The organism is Desulfobulbus sp. (assembly GCF_030824455.1).
In the GTDB taxonomy this organism is placed as follows: domain Bacteria; phylum Desulfobacterota; class Desulfobulbia; order Desulfobulbales; family Desulfobulbaceae; genus Desulfobulbus.
On record NZ_JAVBXR010000095.1, the window covers coordinates 1 to 22,139 of the forward strand.

General features: G+C 59.0%; 22 protein-coding genes and 1 riboswitch. Of the genes, 19 read left to right on the forward strand and 3 right to left on the reverse strand.

Annotation, left to right across the window (positions count from 1 at the left end):
- Positions 1-220: 220 nt before the first annotated feature.
- Positions 221-571, forward strand: a complete 351-nt coding sequence (locus RCH93_RS11345) for a DsrE family protein (protein WP_306548520.1) — start codon at positions 221-223, stop codon at positions 569-571.
- A gap of 51 nt (positions 572-622) precedes the next feature.
- On the opposite strand, the gene RCH93_RS11350 is transcribed toward RCH93_RS11345, so the two are convergent.
- Positions 623-1,087 carry an HPP family protein gene (locus tag RCH93_RS11350; protein ID WP_306548521.1) on the reverse strand — a complete coding sequence of 155 codons (465 nt, stop codon included), beginning with the start codon at positions 1,085-1,087 and terminating at the stop codon, positions 623-625.
- Positions 1,088-1,555: 468 nt separating this feature from the next.
- Between RCH93_RS11350 and RCH93_RS11355 the strand changes: the two genes are divergently transcribed.
- The 18 genes from RCH93_RS11355 (at position 1,556) to RCH93_RS11440 (ending at position 20,178) form a co-directional block, all read left to right on the forward strand.
- Positions 1,556-1,954 carry a hypothetical protein gene (locus RCH93_RS11355; RefSeq protein ID WP_306548522.1) on the forward strand — a complete coding sequence of 133 codons (399 nt, stop codon included), beginning with the start codon at positions 1,556-1,558 and terminating at the stop codon, positions 1,952-1,954.
- Between the two features lie 42 nt (positions 1,955-1,996).
- Positions 1,997-3,124, forward strand: a complete 1,128-nt coding sequence (locus RCH93_RS11360) for a sodium ion-translocating decarboxylase subunit beta (RefSeq protein WP_306548523.1) — start codon at positions 1,997-1,999, stop codon at positions 3,122-3,124.
- Positions 3,125-3,389: 265 nt separating this feature from the next.
- Positions 3,390-4,940 carry an acyl-CoA carboxylase subunit beta gene (locus RCH93_RS11365; protein WP_306548524.1) on the forward strand — a complete coding sequence of 517 codons (1,551 nt, stop codon included), beginning with the start codon at positions 3,390-3,392 and terminating at the stop codon, positions 4,938-4,940.
- An 8-nt stretch (positions 4,941-4,948) separates the two neighbouring features.
- On the forward strand, positions 4,949-6,976 hold the full coding sequence (locus RCH93_RS11370) for an acetyl-CoA carboxylase biotin carboxylase subunit (protein WP_306548525.1): 2,028 nt from the start codon (positions 4,949-4,951) through the stop codon (positions 6,974-6,976).
- Between the two features lie 134 nt (positions 6,977-7,110).
- Positions 7,111-7,329 (forward strand): flagellar FlbD family protein, encoded by a 219-nt coding sequence (locus RCH93_RS11375; RefSeq protein ID WP_306548526.1) that lies wholly within the window; start codon positions 7,111-7,113, stop codon positions 7,327-7,329.
- A 163-nt stretch (positions 7,330-7,492) separates the two neighbouring features.
- Positions 7,493-8,281 (forward strand): flagellar motor protein, encoded by a 789-nt coding sequence (locus RCH93_RS11380; protein WP_306548527.1) that lies wholly within the window; start codon positions 7,493-7,495, stop codon positions 8,279-8,281.
- Positions 8,282-9,112 (forward strand): flagellar motor protein MotB, encoded by an 831-nt coding sequence (locus tag RCH93_RS11385; RefSeq protein ID WP_306548528.1) that lies wholly within the window; start codon positions 8,282-8,284, stop codon positions 9,110-9,112.
- Positions 9,113-9,217: 105 nt separating this feature from the next.
- Positions 9,218-9,350: riboswitch (cyclic di-AMP (ydaO/yuaA leader) on the forward strand.
- Between the two features lie 47 nt (positions 9,351-9,397).
- Complete coding sequence (locus RCH93_RS11390; RefSeq protein WP_306548529.1) at positions 9,398-11,317, forward strand: potassium transporter Kup; 1,920 nt, start codon at positions 9,398-9,400, stop codon at positions 11,315-11,317.
- Positions 11,318-12,005: 688 nt separating this feature from the next.
- The gene (locus tag RCH93_RS11395; protein WP_306548530.1) at positions 12,006-12,593 is read left to right on the forward strand and encodes a ferredoxin-thioredoxin reductase catalytic domain-containing protein; all 588 of its coding nucleotides are present in this window, start codon (positions 12,006-12,008) and stop codon (positions 12,591-12,593) included.
- Positions 12,594-13,078: 485 nt separating this feature from the next.
- The gene (locus RCH93_RS17935; protein WP_373693288.1) at positions 13,079-13,288 is read left to right on the forward strand and encodes a DUF1722 domain-containing protein; all 210 of its coding nucleotides are present in this window, start codon (positions 13,079-13,081) and stop codon (positions 13,286-13,288) included.
- 6 nt (positions 13,289-13,294) lie between these two features.
- Positions 13,295-13,777, forward strand: coding sequence for a pyridoxamine 5'-phosphate oxidase family protein (locus RCH93_RS11405; RefSeq protein WP_306548532.1), 483 nt, complete (start codon positions 13,295-13,297; stop codon positions 13,775-13,777).
- A gap of 168 nt (positions 13,778-13,945) precedes the next feature.
- Entirely contained in the window at positions 13,946-14,359 is a 414-nt protein-coding gene (locus RCH93_RS11410; RefSeq protein WP_306548533.1) for a DUF2177 family protein, read from the forward strand.
- Between the two features lie 37 nt (positions 14,360-14,396).
- Positions 14,397-15,209 (forward strand): DUF1295 domain-containing protein, encoded by an 813-nt coding sequence (locus RCH93_RS11415; RefSeq protein ID WP_306548534.1) that lies wholly within the window; start codon positions 14,397-14,399, stop codon positions 15,207-15,209.
- The gene (locus tag RCH93_RS11420) at positions 15,206-16,489 is read left to right on the forward strand and encodes an NAD(P)/FAD-dependent oxidoreductase (protein WP_306548535.1); all 1,284 of its coding nucleotides are present in this window, start codon (positions 15,206-15,208) and stop codon (positions 16,487-16,489) included. Before RCH93_RS11415 ends, RCH93_RS11420 begins: the two co-directional genes overlap by 4 nt.
- On the forward strand, positions 16,486-18,465 hold the full coding sequence (locus tag RCH93_RS11425) for a DUF1365 family protein (RefSeq protein WP_306548536.1): 1,980 nt from the start codon (positions 16,486-16,488) through the stop codon (positions 18,463-18,465). The genes RCH93_RS11420 and RCH93_RS11425 overlap by 4 nt, the downstream gene beginning before the upstream one ends.
- Complete coding sequence (locus RCH93_RS11430; protein ID WP_306548537.1) at positions 18,465-19,031, forward strand: DUF2878 domain-containing protein; 567 nt, start codon at positions 18,465-18,467, stop codon at positions 19,029-19,031. Before RCH93_RS11425 ends, RCH93_RS11430 begins: the two co-directional genes overlap by 1 nt.
- A gap of 281 nt (positions 19,032-19,312) precedes the next feature.
- On the forward strand, positions 19,313-19,759 hold the full coding sequence (locus RCH93_RS11435) for a DUF1499 domain-containing protein (RefSeq protein ID WP_373693289.1): 447 nt from the start codon (positions 19,313-19,315) through the stop codon (positions 19,757-19,759).
- A gap of 50 nt (positions 19,760-19,809) precedes the next feature.
- The gene (locus tag RCH93_RS11440; RefSeq protein ID WP_306548539.1) at positions 19,810-20,178 is read left to right on the forward strand and encodes a hypothetical protein; all 369 of its coding nucleotides are present in this window, start codon (positions 19,810-19,812) and stop codon (positions 20,176-20,178) included.
- Between the two features lie 212 nt (positions 20,179-20,390).
- On the opposite strand, the gene RCH93_RS11445 is transcribed toward RCH93_RS11440, so the two are convergent.
- Together RCH93_RS11445 and RCH93_RS11450 are read right to left on the reverse strand one after the other, a co-directional pair.
- Positions 20,391-20,531: a hypothetical protein gene (locus RCH93_RS11445; protein ID WP_306548540.1), complete on the reverse strand. Its 141-nt coding sequence runs from the start codon at positions 20,529-20,531 to the stop codon at positions 20,391-20,393.
- Between the two features lie 188 nt (positions 20,532-20,719).
- Complete coding sequence (locus RCH93_RS11450) at positions 20,720-22,138, reverse strand: FAD-dependent oxidoreductase (protein ID WP_306548541.1); 1,419 nt, start codon at positions 22,136-22,138, stop codon at positions 20,720-20,722.
- Position 22,139: the final 1 nt, after the last annotated feature.

The following is a 22,139-nucleotide window of genomic DNA, read 5'->3' on the forward strand; positions in this document are numbered from 1 at the left end:
TGCGCAGCCAGCGGGGCGGGGTAAAGGCAAGGGGCGTCATGGCGGATGGGGTCTGTCTCTGGGCTGGTTTCCGGTTGTCAACCCTTCGGATTTCGGGTAGTTTTGCTGAAAATGTGCATAGGTTCAAAACGAACCGGCGAAGTCAACGGGGGCGGTTTGCGTGCCGCGTGCGGCAGGGAGCGGCCCTTCACCACATACCTTGAGGATTTGGGAGGACGTTATGGCCAATTTTTTGTTTGTGCTGCGCGACAACAACTTTGAGAAGGCGACCCGTTGCTTTCAGTTTGCCAAGATCGCCCACGGCAAGGGGCACACGGTCAATCTCTTTTTCATTGACAGCGGCGTCGACTGGGCCTTGAAGGATCGGGACGGCAGCCAGAAAACCGACACCGGCGACTGCGTGGCCGATTACCTGCCCTACCTGGTCGAAAACGAGGTGCCGGTGGGCATTTGCATCCCCTGCGCCAAAAACCGCAAACTCGACGAGGCCAAGTTCCACAGCAATATGGTCCTGGACGGCGGCCCCCACCTGATCGACATGGCGGCCGAGGCCAAGGTGTTTAATTTTTAACTCGGCGACGCGCAACGTTGGCGGGCGTCCGAATCGGACGCCCGCCTTTTTTTATTCGCTGAACAGGTGGTAAAAAATGTCGGACATGTAGACCACCCCGACGAGCTTGCCGTTGTCCACCACCGAGATCCTGCGGATGCGATTTTTAATCAGCCGGTCGAGGATCGACATCACCGGTTCGTCGGGCGGCACGCTGAGCACGGTGTCGTTCATGATCTGGGCCACGGTTTTATCCTTCACCGCCTGAACAAATCCGTCCACCTCGCCTTTCCAGTTCAATTCGCTGCCGTCGATGCCGTAGTTCAAATACGAGGGGCGCAGGTGGTAGAGAATGTAATACATGCTGATGGTGCCCACGAGCGCGTGCACATCGTCAACCACCATCAGGCTCACGGTCTTGTGGCCGGTGGGGCGGACCTTGGCGTGAAGGATCATTTTGATCGCCTTTTCGACCGGGGCGTTCATGTTGATGGTGTCGAAATTTTTGGCCATGATGTCGCGGGCAAACAGTTTCATGCACTCACTCCTTGACTGATCTGAAGGTTGCGGTCGCGGCGACGCGTTGCGACCGGGTAACGGAGGCGCCGGGGGCAATCTGGCGCGGGGCAATCCGGATACAAAAAACTCTGTGCGCAAAAACAGCGGGACAGTACCACATCTGCCGCCATGTTGACCACGTTTATCAAAGGGCGCGGCCCCGGCAGACGTTTTCCGCATGGGCGCGGCAATTTGGCGTCTTGAGACCGGACCGGGAACCAGGCTCGCCCAGGTGGCACAACGTGTCGCTTCCGCCGCCGTGGAGGCTTTTGTTTTGATGGAAATGCGCCGGCGCCGGCGCGGTTTCAGGCCCCGCCACAATACACTAACAATTTGACTTTAGCGGGAATTCGTGTATGAAGAGGGTGCAAATCCTCGCCAGAAGTATCATTCCCCCAATGGTCCATTGGGGTTCAGAATAATATTTTCGCTGTAAGGAGGTCTCAATTGTTTGGGTTAGAAGCTATTGCACACAACAACGGGTGGACTATCGCCGCAACCGGCGCCGGCATCGTCTTTGCCGGGTTGTCCGCTCTGTCTTTCGTCATTTCCCAGTTGCATAAACTGGTGGCCCTGCTTGACCGACCTCCCAAAACCATCGTGGAGGTGGTTGTCGAAGAAACCAAACCCATCTGGATGCCCCCCGACTGTCCCAACGACATCCAGGTGGCAATCACCCTGTATCACCCCCTGATCGAGGAGTTGCCCTCTGAATTTGAACTGGCCGAGCTCTATGGGCTGGCCAAGAAATACCATCTCCCCCATCCCCACCTCTCCATCCGCTGCCTCCGCGACGCGGGAAAGCTCGAGTTTTTAGGGGACGGCCTGTTCCGTTATGTCGCCTGATTTTTCCATGCAACCAGATCTCATGATGAGGGGAGAACAAGAATGGACCTGATTCTGCAATTTTTACACAATACCGGCTTTTATCTGGCCGATTACCGCAACCTGATCATGATTGTGGTCGGCTCGTTTTTTGTCTATCTCGCCATCCATAAGAATTACGAACCGCTGCTGCTGCTGCCCATCGGTTTTGGCGTCATCCTGGGCAACATCCCGTTTTTCAAAGGGTTTGGCATCGGCATCTACGAGGCCAACAGCGTTCTCCATTACCTCTACTTCGGCGTCACCAGCGGCGTCTATCCCTCGATCATCTTTCTTGGCCTGGGGGCGATGACCGATTTCTCGTTTCTCCTGGCCAATCCCAAGCTGATGCTCTTGGGGGCCGCCGCCCAGATGGGCATCTTCTTCACCTACCTGTGCGCCCTGGGCTTGGGATTCACCGCGCCCGAGGCCTCGTCCATCGGCATCATCGGCGGCGCCGACGGCCCGACCTCGATCTTCCTTACCGCCAAGCTGGCGCCGCATCTCATCGGCCCCATCGCGATCGCCGCCTATTCCTACATGGCGCTGATCCCGATTATCCAGCCGCCGATCATGCTGCTGCTCACCAGCAGAGAAGAACGGCTGATCCGCATGCCGGAGATGCGCGAGGTTTCCCGCAAGGAGATCATCATCTTTCCGGTGGTGGGCATGATCCTTTGCACCTTTCTTGCCCCGGCCTCAATCCCGCTGCTCGGGCCTTTTTTCTTTGGCAACATCCTCAAGGAAAGCGGCGTGGTTGACCGGCTGGCCAACACCGCCCGCACCGCCATCATCGACACCGCCACCATCCTGGTCGGCCTGACCGTGGGCGCTTCCACCCAGGGCGACGTGTTCCTCAATCCCAAGTCGGTGGGCATTTTCCTCCTTGGCGCCGTGGCCTTCAGCATCGCCACCGCTTCCGGGATCCTGTTTGGGAAATTCATGAACCTGTTTCTCAAAGAAAAAATCAATCCGCTGCTTGGCGCCGCCGGGGTTTCCGCAGTGCCCGGCTCGGCCCGCGAGGTCCACATGATGGGGCAGAGGGAGGATCGCACCAACTTCCTCCTGATGCACGCCGTGGCCTGCAATTCCTCGGGGGTTATTGGTTCGGCGGTCTGCGCCGGCATCCTCTGGAGTTTTCTCATCGGATAACGGCGTGATCCGTTGATTCCTGCCCTTGGGCGCGGCCTGTTTGCGGGCAATCGGGATTCCTTCCCGGTTGCCCCTTTTTTTTGCAGACGAAATCCCAGTCTCTGTGATAGATTAGGCGGTTTGTGATTCCTGGCTTCAGCCGGTGCGACGACAGCAGCCGCTGCCGGGCGCGACGCCGCAGAGAGCGCAATCGATCAATAACCGTGAATCTGTTTAGGCTCTCTTCTGGGCCTTGGACAGGTTCCGCCACGAGGTGACGGGACATATGGATACGCAATACCAGGCTACCTTAGAAACTCTGGAACGGCTGCGGGCGGAATCCGTTTCCGCCGGAGGGGAACAGCAAAAAGAGGCCCAGCATCGCAAGGGCAAGTTGACGGCCAGGGAACGGCTCGATCTGCTGCTCGACGACGGCACCTTTGAGGAGTTCGACGTCCTGAAGGGCAGCCGCGGCGGCAGCCTGGAGGGAAAGAGCTTCCTCGGCGACGGCGTGATCACCGGCCACGGCTCGATCGACGGCCGCGAGGTCTTTGTGTTCAGTCAGGATTTCACCGTCATCGGCGGGTCGCTGGGCGAGGCCCATGCCCAGAAGATCTGCAAGGTGATGGACTTGGCGGTCAAGGTGGGCGCGCCGATCATCGGGCTCAACGATTCGGGCGGGGCGCGCATCCAGGAGGGCGTCGACGCCCTGGCCGCCTACGGCGAGATCTTCCACCGCAACGTCCGCGCCAGCGGCGTGGTGCCGCAGATCTCCTGCATCATGGGGCCCTGCGCCGGCGGCGCGGTGTACAGCCCTTCGATCACCGATTTCGTGTTCATGGTCGAGGACTCCTCGTACATGTTCGTCACCGGCCCCAGCGTGGTCAAGACCGTCACCCACCAGGACATCACCTCCGAGGACCTGGGCGGGGCCAAGGTGCACGCCAGCAAGAGCGGCGTGGCCCATTTCACCGTCCACAACGACGTGTTGGCCCTGCGCGAGGTGCGGCGGTTGATCAGCTATCTGCCCTCCAACAATCGGCTCCACTCGCCGATTCTCGATCTCAGCGACGCCCCGGACCGCACCGATCCAGCCCTGGACTTCCTCATCCCGAGCAATTCCAACCAGACCTACGACATGAACGTGCTGATCCACTCGATTTTGGACGGCGCGGAGTTCATGGAGGTCCACGCCGGCTTTGCCCGCAACATCATCTGCGGCTTTGGCCGGCTCGGCGGCCAGACCGTGGGACTGGTGGCCAATCAGCCGGCGGTGCTCGCCGGCGTGCTCGACAACGACGCCTCGTTCAAGGCCGGCCGGTTTGTCCGCTTCTGCGACGCCTTTAACATCCCGCTGATCTCGCTGGTCGACGTACCCGGCTTCATGCCCGGCCCGGATCAGGAACACGGCGGCATCATCCGCCACGGGGCCAAGCTGCTCTACGCCTTCACCGAGGCCACGGTGCCGCGCATCTCGGTGATCATCCGCAAGGCCTACGGCGGCGCCTATCTGGTGATGAACTCCAAGCACATCCACTGCGACGTCAACTACGCCTGGCCCACCGCCGAGATTGCGGTCATGGGTCCCAAGGGCGCGGCCGAGGTCATCCACCGCAAGGAGATCTACGAGGCCGACGATCCGGACGCCGTGCTCAGCGAAAAGATGGAGGAATACCGCCGCACCTTTGCCAACCCCTTTCTTGCCGCCCAGCGGGGCTATATTGACGACGTCATCTTTCCCCGGGACACCCGCTCGCATCTCATCCGCACCCTGCAGATGCTCGACAGCAAGAAGACCAAGGGCCCGGATCGCAAACACGGAAACATTCCCCTGTGAGGCACGCTATGTTTGATAAAATTCTGATCGCCAATCGCGGCGAAATTGCCATCCGCATCATTCGCACCTGCAACCGGCTGGGCATCAGCACCGTAGCGGTGTACTCCGACGCCGACAGCCGCAGCCTGCACCGACATCTGGCGGACGAGGCGGTCCACATCGGCGAATCCCAGTCGCAGAAATCCTACCTCGACATCGACAAGATCATTGCCGCAGCCAAGGCCACCGGCGCCCAGGCGGTGCATCCCGGCTACGGTTTTCTCTCGGAGAAGGCCGACTTTGCCAGGGCGGTGGAAGCGGCGGGGCTGGTCTTCATCGGCCCGCCGGTGGATGCGGTCGACGTCATGGGCGACAAGATCACCTCCAAGGAACTGGCCAAGAACGCTGGCGTGCCGGTGATTCCCGGTCATATCGAGGCGGTCAAGGACGACGCCGAGGCACTGGCGGCCGCCGAGGACGTCGGCTATCCGGTGCTGCTCAAACCGGCGGCCGGCGGCGGCGGCAAGGGCATGCGCATTGTCCGCAAGGCTTCGGAGATGAAGGACGCCCTGGCGGCCAGCCGCAAGGAAACCCAAAAGGCCTTCAACGACACCCGGGTGTTTGTCGAGCGGTACATCGAACAACCCCGCCACATCGAGATCCAAGTGTTGGCCGACAGCCACGGCCATGTGATCCATCTGGGCGAGCGCGAGTGTTCCATTCAGCGCCGTTATCAGAAGGTGATCGAAGAATCGCCCTCGCCGGCGGTTTCCGCCGACCTCCGCGAGCGGATGGGCAAGGCGGCCTGCGATCTGGCCCGCGTGGCCAACTACGTCAACGCCGGCACGGTGGAATTTGTGCTCGACGCGCACCAGAATTTTTATTTTCTGGAGATGAACACCCGCCTGCAGGTGGAGCATCCGGTCACCGAGATGGTCACCGGGCTTGATCTGGTGGAATGGCAGTTGCGCATCGCCAGCGGCGAGCCCCTGCCCTTTGATCAGAAAGGGGTGCGCTTCAACGGCTGGGCCATTGAGGCGCGGATCTGCGCCGAGGATCCCTCGCGGGGCTTCATCCCCTCCACTGGCATGATCACCCGCTATGCCGCGCCCAAGGGAAGCGGCGTTCGCGTCGACTCCGGGGTCAACATCGGCGGCAAGATCGACGTCTACTACGATTCCATGCTGGCCAAGCTGATCTGCCACGGCAAAACCAGGGAAGACGCGCGTCGCGGCCTGATCGAAGCCCTCAACGGCTACCACATCGAGGGCGTGTTCACCAATATTGATTTTGTCACCAGCGTGCTGTGTCTGCCCGAGTTTTCCGAGGGCACCCTGAGCACCGGCTTCATTGAGCAGCATTTTGACGGCGGCAAGTCAAAACGCTCACCCGCCATCCACTACCTGCGGCTGGCGGCCCTGGTCGCGGGGGTGATCTATCACACCCGCACCGTGGCCCTGCGCGAATCGATGCGCCACATGGTTTCCGACATCGGCGGCCAACGGAAGATGAAGCGCACCCCCCGCTACATGGTCCGCTGCGAGGACGACCATTTCGAGGTCGCTCTGGAGGCCCCGCCGATCAGCGGCGAGACCTGCACCATCCGGGTGGACGGCAATATGTATCAGGTCGAGATTCCGTTTTTCGAGTTTTTCCGCCGCCGACTCAAGCTGGTCATCAACGGTCAGGCCTACCGTTTCCGCATCCAGTTTGACGAATCGTTCATGTTTGTCTCCTTCAACGGACTCTCCCGGCTGTTCGAGGTCTACACCCCGAAAGAATGGGCGATGATGAAGTACATGCCGGAGAAGGCCGACAGCGTGGCCAACAACATCCTGCTCTGCCCGATGCCCGGCCTGGTGGTGGATGTGCTGGCCCAGAAGGGCGAGCGGGTCTTCCGGGGGCAGAACCTGGTGATTCTCGAATCGATGAAGATGGAGAGCGGCGTTGCCTCGCCGGTGGACGGCGTCATTGCCGAGGTCCTGGTCAAGAAGGGACAGGCGGTGGAGGCCGACGAGATCCTGATTAAGTTCGATGTGGAGGAAAAGAGCGCCTGAAGCCGGGGAGAGCGTTCGCTTCTCCCCCCTTTTCTGCGCGCCCACGCGGAACCGAGCCCCTTCCCCGTTCCGACGGGGAAGGGGCTGTTCGGTTCTTCCGCGCCACCTTAACCCTCTACACTCGCGTTCACGCCATGATCAAGCTGACCCGGCTCAACCAGATGGAATTTTATCTGAATCCCGACCTGATCAAGAGCATCGAAGAGAAACCCGACACCACCATCAAGCTGGTCAATGACGACAATATCCTGGTCCGGGAAAAGGCTGCGGAGATCGTCGACCGGATCGTCGCCTTTCGCGTCCGGGTGTTGCGCCAATCCCGCCTGCCTGTCGATTGCGACCCGCCTGATTGACTCCGCCGCGGCAATCAACCATGACCAGTCGCTGTTCGGAATCCTGCCTCGCTCTTTTTTCCTTTTCCTTGCTCCGTTCCGCCAATACAATGATTTACTTGGCATTCCAAAGGTCTTGGAGTGCATTGTCTTGCAACCTCTTCTGAACACACGCTGAGAACCTATGGATATCGCAACCATCATCGGATTGCTCATGGCGCTTGGGGCCATCATCGGCGGCGCCGCCCTGGAAGGTCTGCATCTCAACTCGCTGGTGCAGCCGACCGCCGCCCTGATCGTTCTGGGCGGCACCTTTGGCGCGGCCTTTATCAGTTTTCCCATGCATACAGCCATCGGCGGCTTCAAAGACATCAAAAAAATTCTGACCAGTTCGCCTAAAAACGACGATCTGATCGTCGAGATGTGCGGCTATGCCGCCAAGGCCCGGAAAAACGGCATCATCGCCCTGGAACAGGACGCCCAGAACCATAAAGACCGGTTCATGAAAAAGGCGATCTCCCTTTCGGTCGACGGTGTTGATCCCAAGGATATCAGGGAGCTGCTGGAAATCGATCTCGGCGCCACGGAAGAACATGCGAAGATGAGCGTCGAGTTTTTCGAGGCCGCCGGAGGGTATGCCCCGACCATCGGCATCATCGGCGCCGTGCTCGGGCTGATCCACGTTATGAGCAATTTGAGCGACACCTCCAAGCTCGGCGGCGGCATTGCCGTGGCCTTCGTGGCCACCATTTACGGGCTGGTCACCGCCAACATCATCTGTTTACCCGCCGCCACCAAAATCAAGCATCGCATCAAGGATGAAATGCTCCGCCAGGAGATGATCATCGCCGGGATTGTGGCTATCCAAAATGGGGAGAACCCACGATTTATCGAGGAGCGGCTGAAGTCGTATCTGGGCGGAGCGGGCGACAAGGCCGGCGGCATGATTGAGGATGACGGGGGAAAAAAATAAATGGCCAGGAAGAAAAAGCCGGAAAAAGCGGCCAATCATGAGCGGTGGCTGGTTTCCTACGCCGACTTCATCACCCTGCTGTTTGCGGTGTTTGTCACCTTGTACGCCATGTCGCAGACCGACAAGAAGAAGGTGGAAGAGGTCGCCGCTTCCTATCGCGTCGCCTTTGGCGTAACCTCCAGCGTCAGTTCGGGCCAACCGAATATTTTGCCCAAAACCAATGTGGCGCCTGTCCCGACCATCCGGCCGCAAGCTGAACCTCCTGCCGCGCCTAAAGGAAACAAAGACAGCGCCGGCAAGGTCCGGGCAACCCACAAGGACTTCAAGCACATGCTCGTGACGATAGAGAAATATCTCATGGAGCACAAGGCCGGCGGTCTCGTAGACGTCGAGGTGACCTCCAGAGGACTGGTTATCAGTCTGAAAGAGGCGGGGTTTTTCGATTCGGGCAGCGCCGTGATCAAACCCGTGGGCTTTGAACTGCTGGCCGAAATAGCCAATGTGTTGAATCCTTACGACAACATGATCAGTTTTGAAGGGCACACCGACAATAAACCAATCCATTCATCGTTGTTTCCGTCAAACTGGGAGCTGTCGTCGACCCGGGCCACCAATTTGGCGCATCATTTTATCGACCGGCACGATTTCGCCCCACAGAAGCTTTCCGTGACCGGGTACGGCGAATACCGACCGATTGCGACCAACAGCACCGAGGAGGGACGAAAACAAAATCGCCGGGTGGATATAGTTGTACAAGCAACCCCCGAGGGAGACGCCGAAGGGCCGCCACAGCCCGCGACGCCTTCGGAAGGTCAACGCCTGCCTTTGTGACGGGTCCTGGAAAACACGCAGGTGCGCCCCCTGCATTTCCCGCTTGCATTCTTGCCCGAGAAGAGGGAAAGTAGGCCGCGTTCAATGTGTGGCGTTGAACAATTTTGTCAGACATCGCTGAATTCCGCGACAAACGGAAGCGGGGGAACCACTTTGTTGGGGCGAATCGCGCATTGCGCGTAAGGCATCTCTCAGCCTGAGCCCGTCAGCTCACCTCGCAAGCTTAATGGGAGCCTCCGGGGTTGTTTCCAGGGGCTTGAATCACGGCAACCAGGAGTTCGCCCCATGCCCTTTTTTGCGCGGTCCGCCGCCGCTCCATCGGACAATCATCCCCACCATCCCCAGGCGCCGCTGCATTCCCTGGCCCTGGCCGCCCTTGGCATCATCTACGGCGACATCGGCACCAGCCCGCTCTACACCATCAAGGAATGCTTTTCCGGCAGCCACGGGGTGGAGGCGAACGCGGCCAACGTGCTTGGCATTTTGTCGCTGGTGTTCTGGTCGTTGATCATCGTGGTCAGCCTCAAATACGTTATTTTTGTGCTCCGCGCCGACAACAAGGGCGAGGGCGGCACCTTTTCTCTGCTCGCCGCCCTGCGCAAACCGCTGAGCGACCGCAAACGCTGGTGGACGGTGCTCACCGTGCTCACCGCCGCCGGGGCCTCGATGCTGTACGGCGACGGCATCATCACCCCGGCCATCTCGGTGCTGTCGGCCATGGAAGGGCTCAACATGGCCACCGACGCGGCCGCGCCCTATGTGGTGCCGCTGACCTGCCTGATTCTGTTCGGGCTGTTTTTTGCCCAGCGGTTCGGCACTGCGGTGATCGGCAAGGTCTTCGGGCCGATCATGATTCTCTGGTTCGGCAGCATCGGCACGCTGGGCCTGCTGGCCGTCCTCCGTCAACCCGACGTGCTGGCCGCCCTCAATCCCTGGCACGCCTACCAGTATTTCGCGGTGCATCACCTCCACGGCATTGTCTCCCTGGCCTCGGTAGTGCTGTGCATCACCGGCTGCGAGGCGCTCTACGCCGACATGGGCCATTTCGGCCGGTTGCCGATCCGCATCACCTGGTACGGCATCGTCCTCCCCGGGCTGGTGCTCAGCTATTTCGGCCAGGGGGCGCTGCTGCTCCACGACCCAACCGTGGCCGAGGTCAATCCCTTCTACGCCCTGGCGCCCAAGGCTTTGCTCTATCCGCTGGTGGGATTGGCCACGGTGTCGGCGATCATCGCCTCCCAGGCCATGATTTCGGGCGTCTATTCGCTGACCCAACAGGCCATCCAGCTGGGCTTTACCCCGCGTATGCGCATCATCCACACCTCGGAGCAGGCCAAGGGCCAGATCTACATGCCGACGGTCAACTGGCTGGTGATGCTTGCCTGTCTGACCCTGGTGCTGGCGTTCAAGGAATCCACCCGGCTGGCCTCGGCCTACGGCTTTGCGGTGACCGCGACCATGACCATCACCTCGATCATGTACTTCCACGTCACCCGTTTCCGCTGGAACTGGCCGCTGTGGCAGAGCGCCGCCCTGGCGGGTCTGTTCCTGATTTTCGACGGCGCCTTCCTCAGCGCCAACATCCTCAAGGTCAAGGACGGCGGCTGGATCACCATCTGCATCGCATCGATTGTGTTGATTTCGATGATCACCTGGCGCGACGGCCGGGCGTTGTTGGCCAAGCATTACGCCCTGATGCGCATGCCCACCGACGTTTTTCTCAAGGATCTGGCCGAGTACAGCCCGCAACGGACAGCAGGCACGGCGGTGTTCATGTCGATCACGCCGGAAGGCGTCCCGCATACCCTGCTGCACCACCTCAAGCACAACGAGGCTCTGCACGAACGGGTGCTGCTGCTCTCCATACTCTCGGCGGAAACGCCCACCGTGCCCGCCGAGGAGCGGGTGTTTCTGGAAGATCTGGGGCAGGGATTTTATCGGATCAGGGCGAGCTACGGTTTTATGGAATCACCGGACATGCCGGGCATTCTTGATTTGGTCGGCAAAAAGGGCGTGGCCATCGACATCTACACCACCTCGTTTTTCCTCGGCCGCGAGACCCTCTTTTCCAGCGGCTCGGCGCCCATGGCCCAGTGGCGCAAGAAGCTGTTCATCTTCATGTCGCGCAACGCCTGGAACGCCACCTCCTTCTTCAAGCTGCCGCCGGATCGGGTGGTGGAGTTGGGCAACCAGGTGGAGTTGTAGGCGGCCACCAGTTTTGGGTTGTTGCGCAGAGCTCCCTGTTTGCCCAACTCCGTGGTTAACCGTTTCACTCACTTCATCCGATGTTCACCTCCTGATCTCGATTGGCTGCTGCTGAAATAGAAACGAATCTCACCGTGTGGGGTTTGAGCCTCAAGTCTTTTTGCGTTTCCTCATTGGTCGCCCCTGTTTGCATGATGAGCGGCCAATTCCCTCAAGTTTCGCACACCCCTCCAGCGGAACAGGCGTGAACGCGTTTTCCAGCACATGATAATGGTGGCAAAGAATGAGCCGGACCACAACGAGCACAGGCTCTGTTTGATGAGCGGCAAGACGATCAAGACAAAGAGCAGCGTGACGGGTGGGAGACCTTCTCTTTTCGAATCCAGGACTGGTGGAGGAGCGTTCTGACGCCCAGCTCATTGAAGGAGGTGTTGACCTCGGATTCAACATCGAGGCCATGCCTCTCTATTGCCCGTTGGATGGACAGTGAAAATGAGCTATTCTGCTTCACGGCAGATCAATTTTTCGTGTAGTTGTATGTGTAGTTGGTTAACGACAACAACGCTAATGCAATTGGAACTGCATTTTCATCATTCAGCAAGTTAGGGTTTCAAAGAGCTTTCGCTATCGTATGGTGCGCTAAATTCTAGTTAATCATCGAATCCGCCAAAGCAAACAAAGGGTATTCATGATGGAAACAAAACGGATAAAACTCTACAGCCTTTCAACCTGTGCCTACTGTCAGGCCATAAAGAAAATGCTCAGGGATCTTGATGTGCCGCATGAATTCGTTGATGGCGACCTGCTGGAAGGTCAGGAGCGAGATGCCTTGTTGGCTGAATTGCGCCTGCTCAACCCCAGCTGCTCCTTTCCCACCATCAACATCGACGGGCAAACCATTACCGGATTCAAGGTGCAGGAGATCAAGGAGGCCATTGGGGTGCGCACCAAGGTCGACGATCTCCATGACATGCTCAAAAAGGTGCAGGAGCCCAAAGGCTATTTCTTCAACCGGGACCGGGAGCGGACTTTTGATCTGCTCCGAGGCTTGCTGACCAACAAGGACCGCTATGGCTACATGGCCTGCCCCTGCAGGCTGGCTTCGGGAAAGCGAGAGGCTGACCGAGACATCATCTGCCCCTGTGAGTATCGGGCGGCGGATGTCGAGGAATTCGGTTCTTGTTACTGTCAGTTTTATGTGTCTCAGGAATGGAACGAGGAACGCATTCCTCATATTTTTGTGCCGGAGAGAAGGCCCGTCGGGCGGGACTCCTGAAACATCTGTCTCGTCCACGCCTTGCTGGCGGCTGTTCGTTTGAGCAGGGCCCTCAAAAGAAAGCACCAGTGAATCACACGTCTCTCGGAAGGAGCGTAACGGCAGGGGAAAACTAACAATCGGGGTTGGCGCCAGCCTGCTTGGCCAGAACGTTGGTTATAACGGCGGGGGCCAGCTCAAATTTAATCCGTGAGACCCTGCGCTGGTAGGCAGCGAGGATGCCCCCTCGGCTGGTGACCAGCCGCCGCGGTGTCGACCCTACCCGAACCGGTGCAGGTCTGGGCCGAGGACAGAGTGCAGCAGCTCGAACAAGAGGATCTCTGCGGCTTCTTGCCCACAGCCAGGAGCACTGCCGATTGATGGGGCGGTTCCTCGCCAATAGGCCTGAATCCGTCGAAGAAGCCTGCAGTCAATAGGGCGCATTCCTTGCGAAAATCCTGCAGGTTCGCACCACCGCAAAGAAGCATCGCAACGTCCTCCTGCATATCTTCGGCTATTTCAAGCAGGAGCTTTCACCTGATGAAAAGCAGGAAGTGCTGGAGATGATTGAGGCCTATAGCCTCGCAGATGTACCGCTGATCGTCCCTATTATACTGATCAACCACCATGTTCGTACATTCGATCAACTCGACCTGCGCGACCAGTGCTATCTCCACCCTCACCCTCTCGACCTGCGCCTGCGCAGCCATTGCTGAATAATTATGCAACAACAAGAAAAACATTGTCCAAAGGACCGGGAACAGTTGGCGTCGCAACTGCGCTGTTTGTTTCAACAACAACTCCATATGGTGCTGGCAACCCACGACGGCGCCGCGCCCTACACCAGCCTGATGGCCTTTGCCGCTGCCGCCGAGCTCGACCGCCTTTTTGTTTTCACCTCACGTGGCACGCGTAAATACAGTAACATGGCTGCCAACAATCAGGTCTCGGCGCTCATCGACAACCGGACCAACCGCAGCGCCGATTTTCAGTCGGCTCTTGCGGTCACAGCCCTTGGACAGGCAAGGGAACTGCTGGGAAAAGACAGAGACGGCCCGCTCGCCCTCTTTCTCCAACGGCATCCTGAGCTTGAGCCCTTTTGTCTGGCCCCATCTTCTGCCCTCATGGTCCTCATGGTCCGCCGATATATCCTCGTGAACCGGTTCGATGAGGTGCGCCTGCTTGACATCCAGACCATTGCCTGAGCGCGGCATCAAAGCAGACCAGTCACAATTCATCGACAACACTGTTGTTTTTTTCAGGGGAAGCATTACGGTAGTCATATCTTCTTCTTTGAATCTCCTGGCAACATGAAGTGAGTGTTAGGCGCCCTTTCACGGTTTATCGGTTTTCTACGTCGGGGAGGCAGTCGCATGAATTTCTCGTTTTGGTTCAAGCTCTACCTGTTCACCATCCCGGTTTTCTTTGCCATCGACATGATCTGGCTGGGTTATGTGGCCAGGAATTTCTATAAGGAGCAGCTCCATTCGCTGCTCAGCCCCCAGGTCAATTGGACCGCGGCCCTCCTCTTCTATTTTATCTACATCGTCGGCATTCTTCTTTTTGCCGTTCGTCCTGGCCTGGAAGCCGGCTCGCTCGCCAGGGCCTGCCTTTTCGGCGCCCTGTTCGGCTTTTTCACCTATACCACCTATGATCTCACCAATCTGGCGACGCTGCGCGACTGGCCGGTGCTGGTCACCGTGGTCGACATCGCCTGGGGCACGGTGCTCTGCACCCTGGTGAGCGGCGGCAGTTTTCTCATTGGTTCCTGGCTTCTGAAGGGATGAAACCCCTTGTCCCCAAAATGATTGCAGCGTGATGATCATGGCCAGCGTTTTAGAAAGTGCGGCGCTCCTCCTCCTGGCCTACATGAGTTGCATGTTTGTCATCGGCCTGCTTGCCAAAGACAATAGCCTGATTGACATAGCCTACGGCCCGGCCTTTGTGGTCGCCTCCTGGGGCGCCTGGCTGTTTGGCGGCAGTGCGGGATTCCGCCCCCTGCTGCTGCTTGCTCTCGTCACGCTCTGGGGGGTGCGTCTTGGTTTGCATATCGGCCTGCGCCACAGGGGCAAGGGGGAGGACTTTCGTTACCAAGCCTTCCGTGAGGCCTGGGGCAAGACCATAATCTGGCGGAGTTTTCTCCAGATCTATCTGCTCCAGGGGGCAGTGGTTTTTGTGGTGGCGATGCCGATCCTGCTCACCATCGCCAGTCCCGGCGGTGGTCCGCGTTGGACCGATTTCTTGGGCATCCTGCTCTTTGGAGTCGGGTTCTTCTTCGAGGCAGTCGGCGACTGGCAGTTGACCCGTTTCAAACAGAACCCGGCCCATCGCGGCCAGACCATCGAGGAGGGGTTGTGGCGCTACACCCGTCATCCCAACTATTTTGGTGAAGCCGTTCTCTGGTGGGGTATTTTTATTATTGGACTGGGATCACCGGCAGGCCTCTGGGGTCTGATCAGCCCGCTGACCATCTGCTTTCTCCTCCTCAAAGTGTCCGGCATCCCCATGCTTGAGGCCAAATACCTTGGCAATCCCCAGTTCGAGGCCTACAAGGCCAGGACCAACGCCTTTTTCCCCTGGCTCCCGAAAAAGGGGCCGGGCACTCCTACCTCCACCGGCAAGCCGGAACATTCATGAACCCATCAGATAACAGGACACCCCGAAAACGAGTTGCGGTGATCGGCGGCGGTGTGGCCGGCATTGTAGCCGCCCACCTCCTTCAGAAAACCCATGACGTCACCCTGCTGGAACAGGGCGACTACCTCGGCGGTCATACCCATACCATCCCTGTCCCCGATGGTCCGGATGCCGGCGCCCCGGTCGACACCGGCTTCATCGTTTTCAATGAGGCCACCTATCCCCATTTCATCCAATTCCTGGAGGAACTCAAGGTGCCATCGAGGCGGACGGAGATGTCGTTCGGCTTCCAGTGCCTCCAGACCGGCTTGGTGTATGCCGGCAATGATCTCAACGGCCTCTTTGCCCAGCGATCCAACCTATTGAAACCACACTTCTATCGTTTTCTCCTTGAGATTGGGCGTTTCAGCAAGCAGGCGAACATGGATCTAGACGCGGGCCACGACCTGGGAACCCTGGAACAATGGGTGATCCGGCGCCGGTTCATGCCTTTTATGGTCGAAAACTATCTCAAACCCATGGCCGCCGCCATCTGGTCGACCCCGGCCGGCCAGGTCGCCGCCTTCCCGGCCCGGTCCTTTCTCCTCTTCTTCCGCAATCACGGCCTGCTGACCTTTGTCAACCGACCGAGTTGGCGGACGGTGAGCGGCGGCAGTTGGAGTTATGTCAAGGCTTTTACCCAGGCGTTCACCGGCACGATCCGCCTGCAGGCCGGAGTGGAGCGACTGGACCGCACCGATGACGGCGTCCTGGTAGCCAGCGCCGGTCAGCCCCCGGAGCGCTTTGACCAGGTGGTGATCGCCACCCATGCCGATCAGGCGCTCCGCTTGCTTGGTGATCCGACCCCGGAAGAAAAGCGGCTTCTTGGCCCCTGGCGGTACGAGGCTAACAACACGGTCCTCCATACCGATGTGTCGGTGCTGCCTTCCATGCCCAGGGCTTGGTCCTGCTGGAATTTTCGGAGGGAAGCGGGTAATACGGCGGATCAGCCCGTGTACCTCACCTACAGCATGAATCTGCTCCAGGGGTTGACCACCCGCAAACAGTATCTCGTCACCCTGAACCGGCCCGGCGACTACGACGAAAGTCAAGTGATTGCCCGCATGATCTACCATCACCCCACCTATACCGTCGATTCCATGGCAACCCAGCCCTCGCTGCCGACGCTCAACGGGGTCAATAACACCTATTTCTGCGGCAGCTATTTCGGCTACGGATTCCATGAGGATGCGGTTCGTTCCAGTGTCCAGGCGGTCAAACTTTTGCAGGATAAAGCATGAACTCGCAACTTTTCACCGGGCAGCTTCGCCACGCCCGCACCCATGAGGTCGAGCACAGCTTTGTCTACAGCCTCCACCTCTTTGCCCTGGACCTCGACGAATTGGAACAGCTGGACCGCGACTCGTTCTGGTTCGGCCATAACCGAATCCGACCGCTCGCCCTCCATGACCGCGACTACCTGTATCCCGGCAACGCGCCCCTGATCGCCAAGGTCAACCGGGCGCTCGAAGAAAACGGCATCAACCAGCCTGCCGCCCGCGTCGTTCTCGTCACCGCCCTGCGGCAGTTCCATTATGTCTTCAATCCGGTCAGCTTTTTTTACTGTTACGATCAGGCAAACAAGGTGTTCTGCGTCCTCGCCCAGGTGAACAACACCTTTGGCGAAACCCATCTCTACGTTCTCCGGAACGAGTCCGGCGACCTCACCTTTGGGACCGACAAGGCCTTTCACGTCTCCCCTTTTTTCCCGCGAAAAGGCCGGTACGCCTTCCGCCTCAGCCCGCCGGAAAACACCCTGCTGCTGGAAATCACCTTCTGTCTCGATGGGGACAAACCGGCGTTGGTGGCCTCGTTCACCGGCACGGCCAGGCCATTGACCCCTGGGACGCTGGCGCGGACCGTTTACTTCCATCCGCTGCGGGCAGTTCTGACTTTTCCCCGCATTCTCTGGCAGGCTGGGCGTCTCTTTTTCCAAAAACGGCTCAAGGTCTACACCAAGCCTGACCCCTGCTCACCCCTGACCCTGCGCCAGTCCCCGCCGAGCCTGCTTGAGCGGCTGGGGCGCAAGGTGATGGTTCATTTTTTCAGCCAACTCGACCATGGCCAGATGACCATGACCCTGCCCGAAGGCGAGCAGCTGATTTTCGGTCAACCCGACGGTTCGCCGCAGGTGGCCATGCACGTGGTCAAGCATCGGTTTTTTCAGCGCGCAATGCTGACTGCCGATATTGGTTTCGGCGAGGCCTATGTGGACGGGGACTGGAACAGCCCGGACCTGGTTGCCCTGCTCTCCCTCCTCAACCTCAGGGAGGAAGCAGTCAACGACCGGCGGATCTGGCCGGCCCTGGCCGGGCGGCTGGTCAACCTGATGGTTCACCGCCAGCGCGACAACACCCCGGCCGGCAGCCGACGCAACATCAGCGAGCATTACGACCTGAGCAACGAGCTCTATGCCCTCTTTCTCGATCCCACCATGTCCTACTCCAGCGGCATCTTTCTCGACCGTAACGACAGCCTCGAGCAGTCACAATACAACAAGTTCCAGGCAGTCATCGATAAAGCAGCCATCGGCCCGGCAGACCATGTGCTTGAGATCGGCTGTGGCTGGGGCGGTTTTGCGCTTGAGGCGGTGCGGCAGACCGGGTGCCGCCTGACGGGAATCACGGTTTCCCGCGAGCAGTTCGACTGGGCCACCCGGCGGGTGGAGGAAGAAGGGCTGGCGGATCGGATCACAATCCTCCTCACCGATTACCGCCATGTCGAGGGTAGCTTCAGCAAAATCGTCTCCATCGAGATGCTCGAGGCTGTCGGCCATCCCCACCTGCCGGTCTATTTTTCGACTCTGGATAAGTTGCTCGCTCCCGGCGGACGGATAGTCATCCAAGCCATCACTATCCCAGACCAAAAATACGGCGCCTATCGGGCCGGTTCCGACTGGATCCGCAAACATATCTTCCCCGGCGGCCACCTGCCCTCAGTCGGGGCAATGGTCTCCGCCATGAGCGGCAAGACCCGCCTCAACATCGTCGAGATGGAGGATATCGGCAGCCACTATATCCGCACGCTGCAACTCTGGCGTGCTGCGTTTCTCGATAAGCGACAGGAGGTTCTCGACCTGGGATTTGAACCGACTTTTGTGCGCAAATGGGAATACTATTTCAGTTACTGCGAGGCAGGGTTCCGCAACCGTCTGGTGCGGAATTATCATCTGGTGCTGGCCAGGATGGGTGAACCGGTGGAGCAAGTACAACAATAATGTTCAGCGCCCAAACGTGGACATCGCTGCTCAATTACGGCTTGTTTCAAGTAGGATGGTTTGTTTGCGTACTCGGGGCGGCCGCAGGATATCCGTGGCTGGCGACAGCGGCCGGACTGCTGTTGGTGCTGGCGCACCTGATTCTGGTGAGAAATGCAGCTCGCGAAAGCCTGCTGTTGCTGACAGGCCTGCTGCTTGGGCTGGTGGTCGACGGCGTCCATATCCGCACAGGCGTGCTGGACTTCCCCATCGGCAGTTTCCATCCGGCCCTGCCGCCGGCCTGGATTCTCGTCCTCTGGCTTCAGTTCGCCATGACCCTCCACTACTCGCTGGGCTGGCTATCCGGCCGCTATTGCCTTGGCGCGTTGTTGGGGAGTGTTTCCGGCGGCCTTGCCTACTGGGCGGGGGTCAGGTTCGGCGCCGCCGCATTTGGCGCGGAACTGGTCCCCAGCTTAGTGCAGATCGGACTGAGCTGGGGCCTGACTCTGCTCATCCTGCTGAAAGTTTCCTTGCTCACCGCGCCCCCTAACAAAGCGCGGACCTATCGCTGTTTTGACGAAAAATAGCGATGTGGTTTGCGTTAGGAGGCACTACGAGTAAACGCGGCCCAAACCCTGACCAAAGGCTGGGGCTTTGCTCTTCCCCCTGTTGGAGCCTCGTTGAGCGCCTGCTGAGATCGGGGCTCGTCAACCGCGCAGCGTCGTCGTCCAATATAACCTTGAGCAAGGAGCAGGAGAACTGGAGAAAACAATGAAAGGTGTCGCAATATGTGGAAGTCCCCGCAAACATGGAAATACAGACAGTGGTGTCTTCCGCTGCCTGGGTCAGGAGACCAACGATGAAAAAAATGACAAGGAGGATTGTCGGTATGGCTCTTGGATTGCTTGGATTGGCCGGTTGCGCTGGTGAGCGTCCCAATAACTTGGGAGTTAGGGAGGGGATGCTCGCCCCGTGCCCGAGTTCGCCCAACTGTGTTTCGAGCCAGACTGAGAGCGAAGTCCACCGAATAGCGCCATTGGCAGTGAGTGGTGAACCCAGTGCAGCCTTTGCTCACCTCAAAGAGGTTCTTTCAGCGCGGAGCGATGCAACCGTCGTGGATGATTTAACCGACTACCTGCGGGTTGAACTGCGCACACTCCTGTTTGTCGATGATGGTGAATTTTGGCTGGACCGAGCGAATGCAGTCATCCACGTCCGCTCCGCTTCACGACTGGGCTATTCGGATCTTGGCAAGAACCGCAGCCGTCTTGAAGAGATTCGCGGCCAATTTCTTCTTGCACATGAGGGGAAATAGCCACGGGAAGACGATTTTGGTGGCCTGGCTGGCAATAAACACAGGCTGATATGCACTACAGATTGACTGTTGTTACGGGTGTGTCTAATTTATTGGTTTTGGCTGCAACCGCATTTTTCGGAATCATTTTAAGAAGGTGCAAGTATGTTTTCCACGGTCGGCAACATGCGATGGCATGTTGTTATGCGATTACTGAGCAACACAGTGCAAAATTAAACATGGAGGGTGTTATGAGCAACGAAAGTGGCAAAACCGGCTTGGGATATGAAGAAATGGTCTGGATCCGGGACAAGGACGGAAATGAATATGCGTGCCAATTCAAGGAGATAAAGGTTATTAAAAGGAAGGAGGACCTGACCGCTGAGGAGGTCAATCGCTGTGTGGATGTGAGTCAGGTCCTGAGCAAGGACAATTGGTAGGCCCGTCGCTGGTCCACCTGTCCAGCCCCATGCCCCGCCAAGGTTGTATTGGCGGGGTTTTTCTTTTCTGATCACCGCTCAATCTCAGCTTTTCTGATTGGCATACAGGGCACAACACAGGGCGAAAAGCCTTGCATCTCGGGAAAGGCGTTGGCAGATCCAGGGCCAACCGCTCGATAATCTTGGCCCCCAGCCCTGTTGGGCCTGCCGGATCAGAATTCCCACCCGATCTGCCAGTAGAGCGGCGCCAGTTCGCGGTTGATCGCCAGGGGCGCCCGTTGCTGGGCGGTGTGGACACGGTTTTTCAGTTCCGCCAGCCAAATCGGCATGGCCCAGTGGAGTGCATATTCCACGACATCCGGTCAGTGTGCAGTCGGGGCGATTCGTAGTGTGGAGCAATGCCGGGAAATTTCTGCCTTCTCCAAGTTATGAAATGTCTCCGGGTGCAATCACGCCGGCAGGGTGTGTGCGCGCTTGCAGCCTGCGCGGCTGCAAGGCCCGTCGAGAGGGTGCCGGCCAGACAATGGGCGCGTTTTGCCGCTCAGTCAATCTCCAAATAGGCCAGGATGCCCTTGGCCGCCTGCCGGCCCTGCCAGACGGCGGTGACCACCAGGTCGGAGCCGCGCACCATATCGCCGCCGGCAAAAATTTTGGGGTTGGTGGTCTGGAGCGGATACTCGCCTGATTCGCTGGCGATAACCCGGTTGCGGTCGTTAAGCGCGATGCCGTGCGCCGCCAACCAGGCGGGCGGGTTGGGGCGAAAGCCAAAGGCAATCAAAACAAGGTCCGCCGTCACCGTGACCTGGCTGCCCGCGACCACCACCGGCCGCCGTCGACCGCTGGCGTCCGGCTCGCCCAACTCGGTGGTCACCAGTTCCACCCCCTCCACCCGATGATCCCCCAAAATTCCCACTGGCTGCTGGTTGAACAGGAACTGCACGCCTTCCTCCCGGGCGTTGGTCACCTCCCGCTTTGAGCCGGGCATGTTGGCCTCGTCGCGCCGGTAGGCGCAGGTGACGCTGGCCGCGCCCTGGCGGATTGCGGTGCGGCAGCAGTCCATGGCGGTGTCGCCTCCGCCCAGCACCACCACCCGCTTGCCGGCGGCGTCGATAAACGGGGCCAGCCCTTCATAGCCATGGCGTTGGCTGACGTTGCCGATCAGAAAGGGCAGGGCGTCATGGACGCCGGGCACATCTTCACCGGGAAAGCCGCCTTTCATGAACTGGTAGGTTCCCATGCCCAAAAAAACCGCGTCAAACTCGTTCAGCAACTGATCCAGGCTGAGGTCGCGGCCGATCTCCACGCCCAACCGGAATTCCACACCCATGGCGGCGAACAACTGCCGCCGCCGCACCAACACCGATTTTTCCAGTTTGAACTCCGGGATGCCGAAGGTCAGCAGCCCGCCGATCTCCGGGTAGCGGTCAAAGACCACCGGCCGCACCCCGGCCCGCACCAGCACGTCCGCACAGCCCAGGCCCGCTGGCCCGGCCCCGATCACCGCCACTCGCTTGTCGCTCCAGACCACGCCGCTCATGTCCGGTTTCCAACCCTGGGCCAAGGCCTGATCGGTGATGTATTTTTCGATGTTGCCGATGGTCACCGCGCCAAAGCCGTCGTTCAGGGTGCAGGCCCCTTCGCAGAGGCGATCCTGGGGGCAAACCCGGCCGCAGATTTCAGGCAGGGAGTTGGTCTGGCTGCAGAGTTCCGCCGCCGCCAACAGGTTGCCTTCGGAGAGCAGTTTCAGCCAGTTAGGGATGTAATTGTGCACCGGACACTTCCACTCGCAGTAGGGGTTGCCGCAGGCCAGGCAGCGATGTGCCTGGTGCTGGAGCTGGGCCTCGTCCACCGGCTGGTAGATCTCGCGGAAGGCGGTTTTGCGGGTGAGGATGTTGGTCTTGGGCGGCAGTTTCCGTTCCACGTCGAGGAATTGGAACACATTGTTGAGACGTTCTTTCATG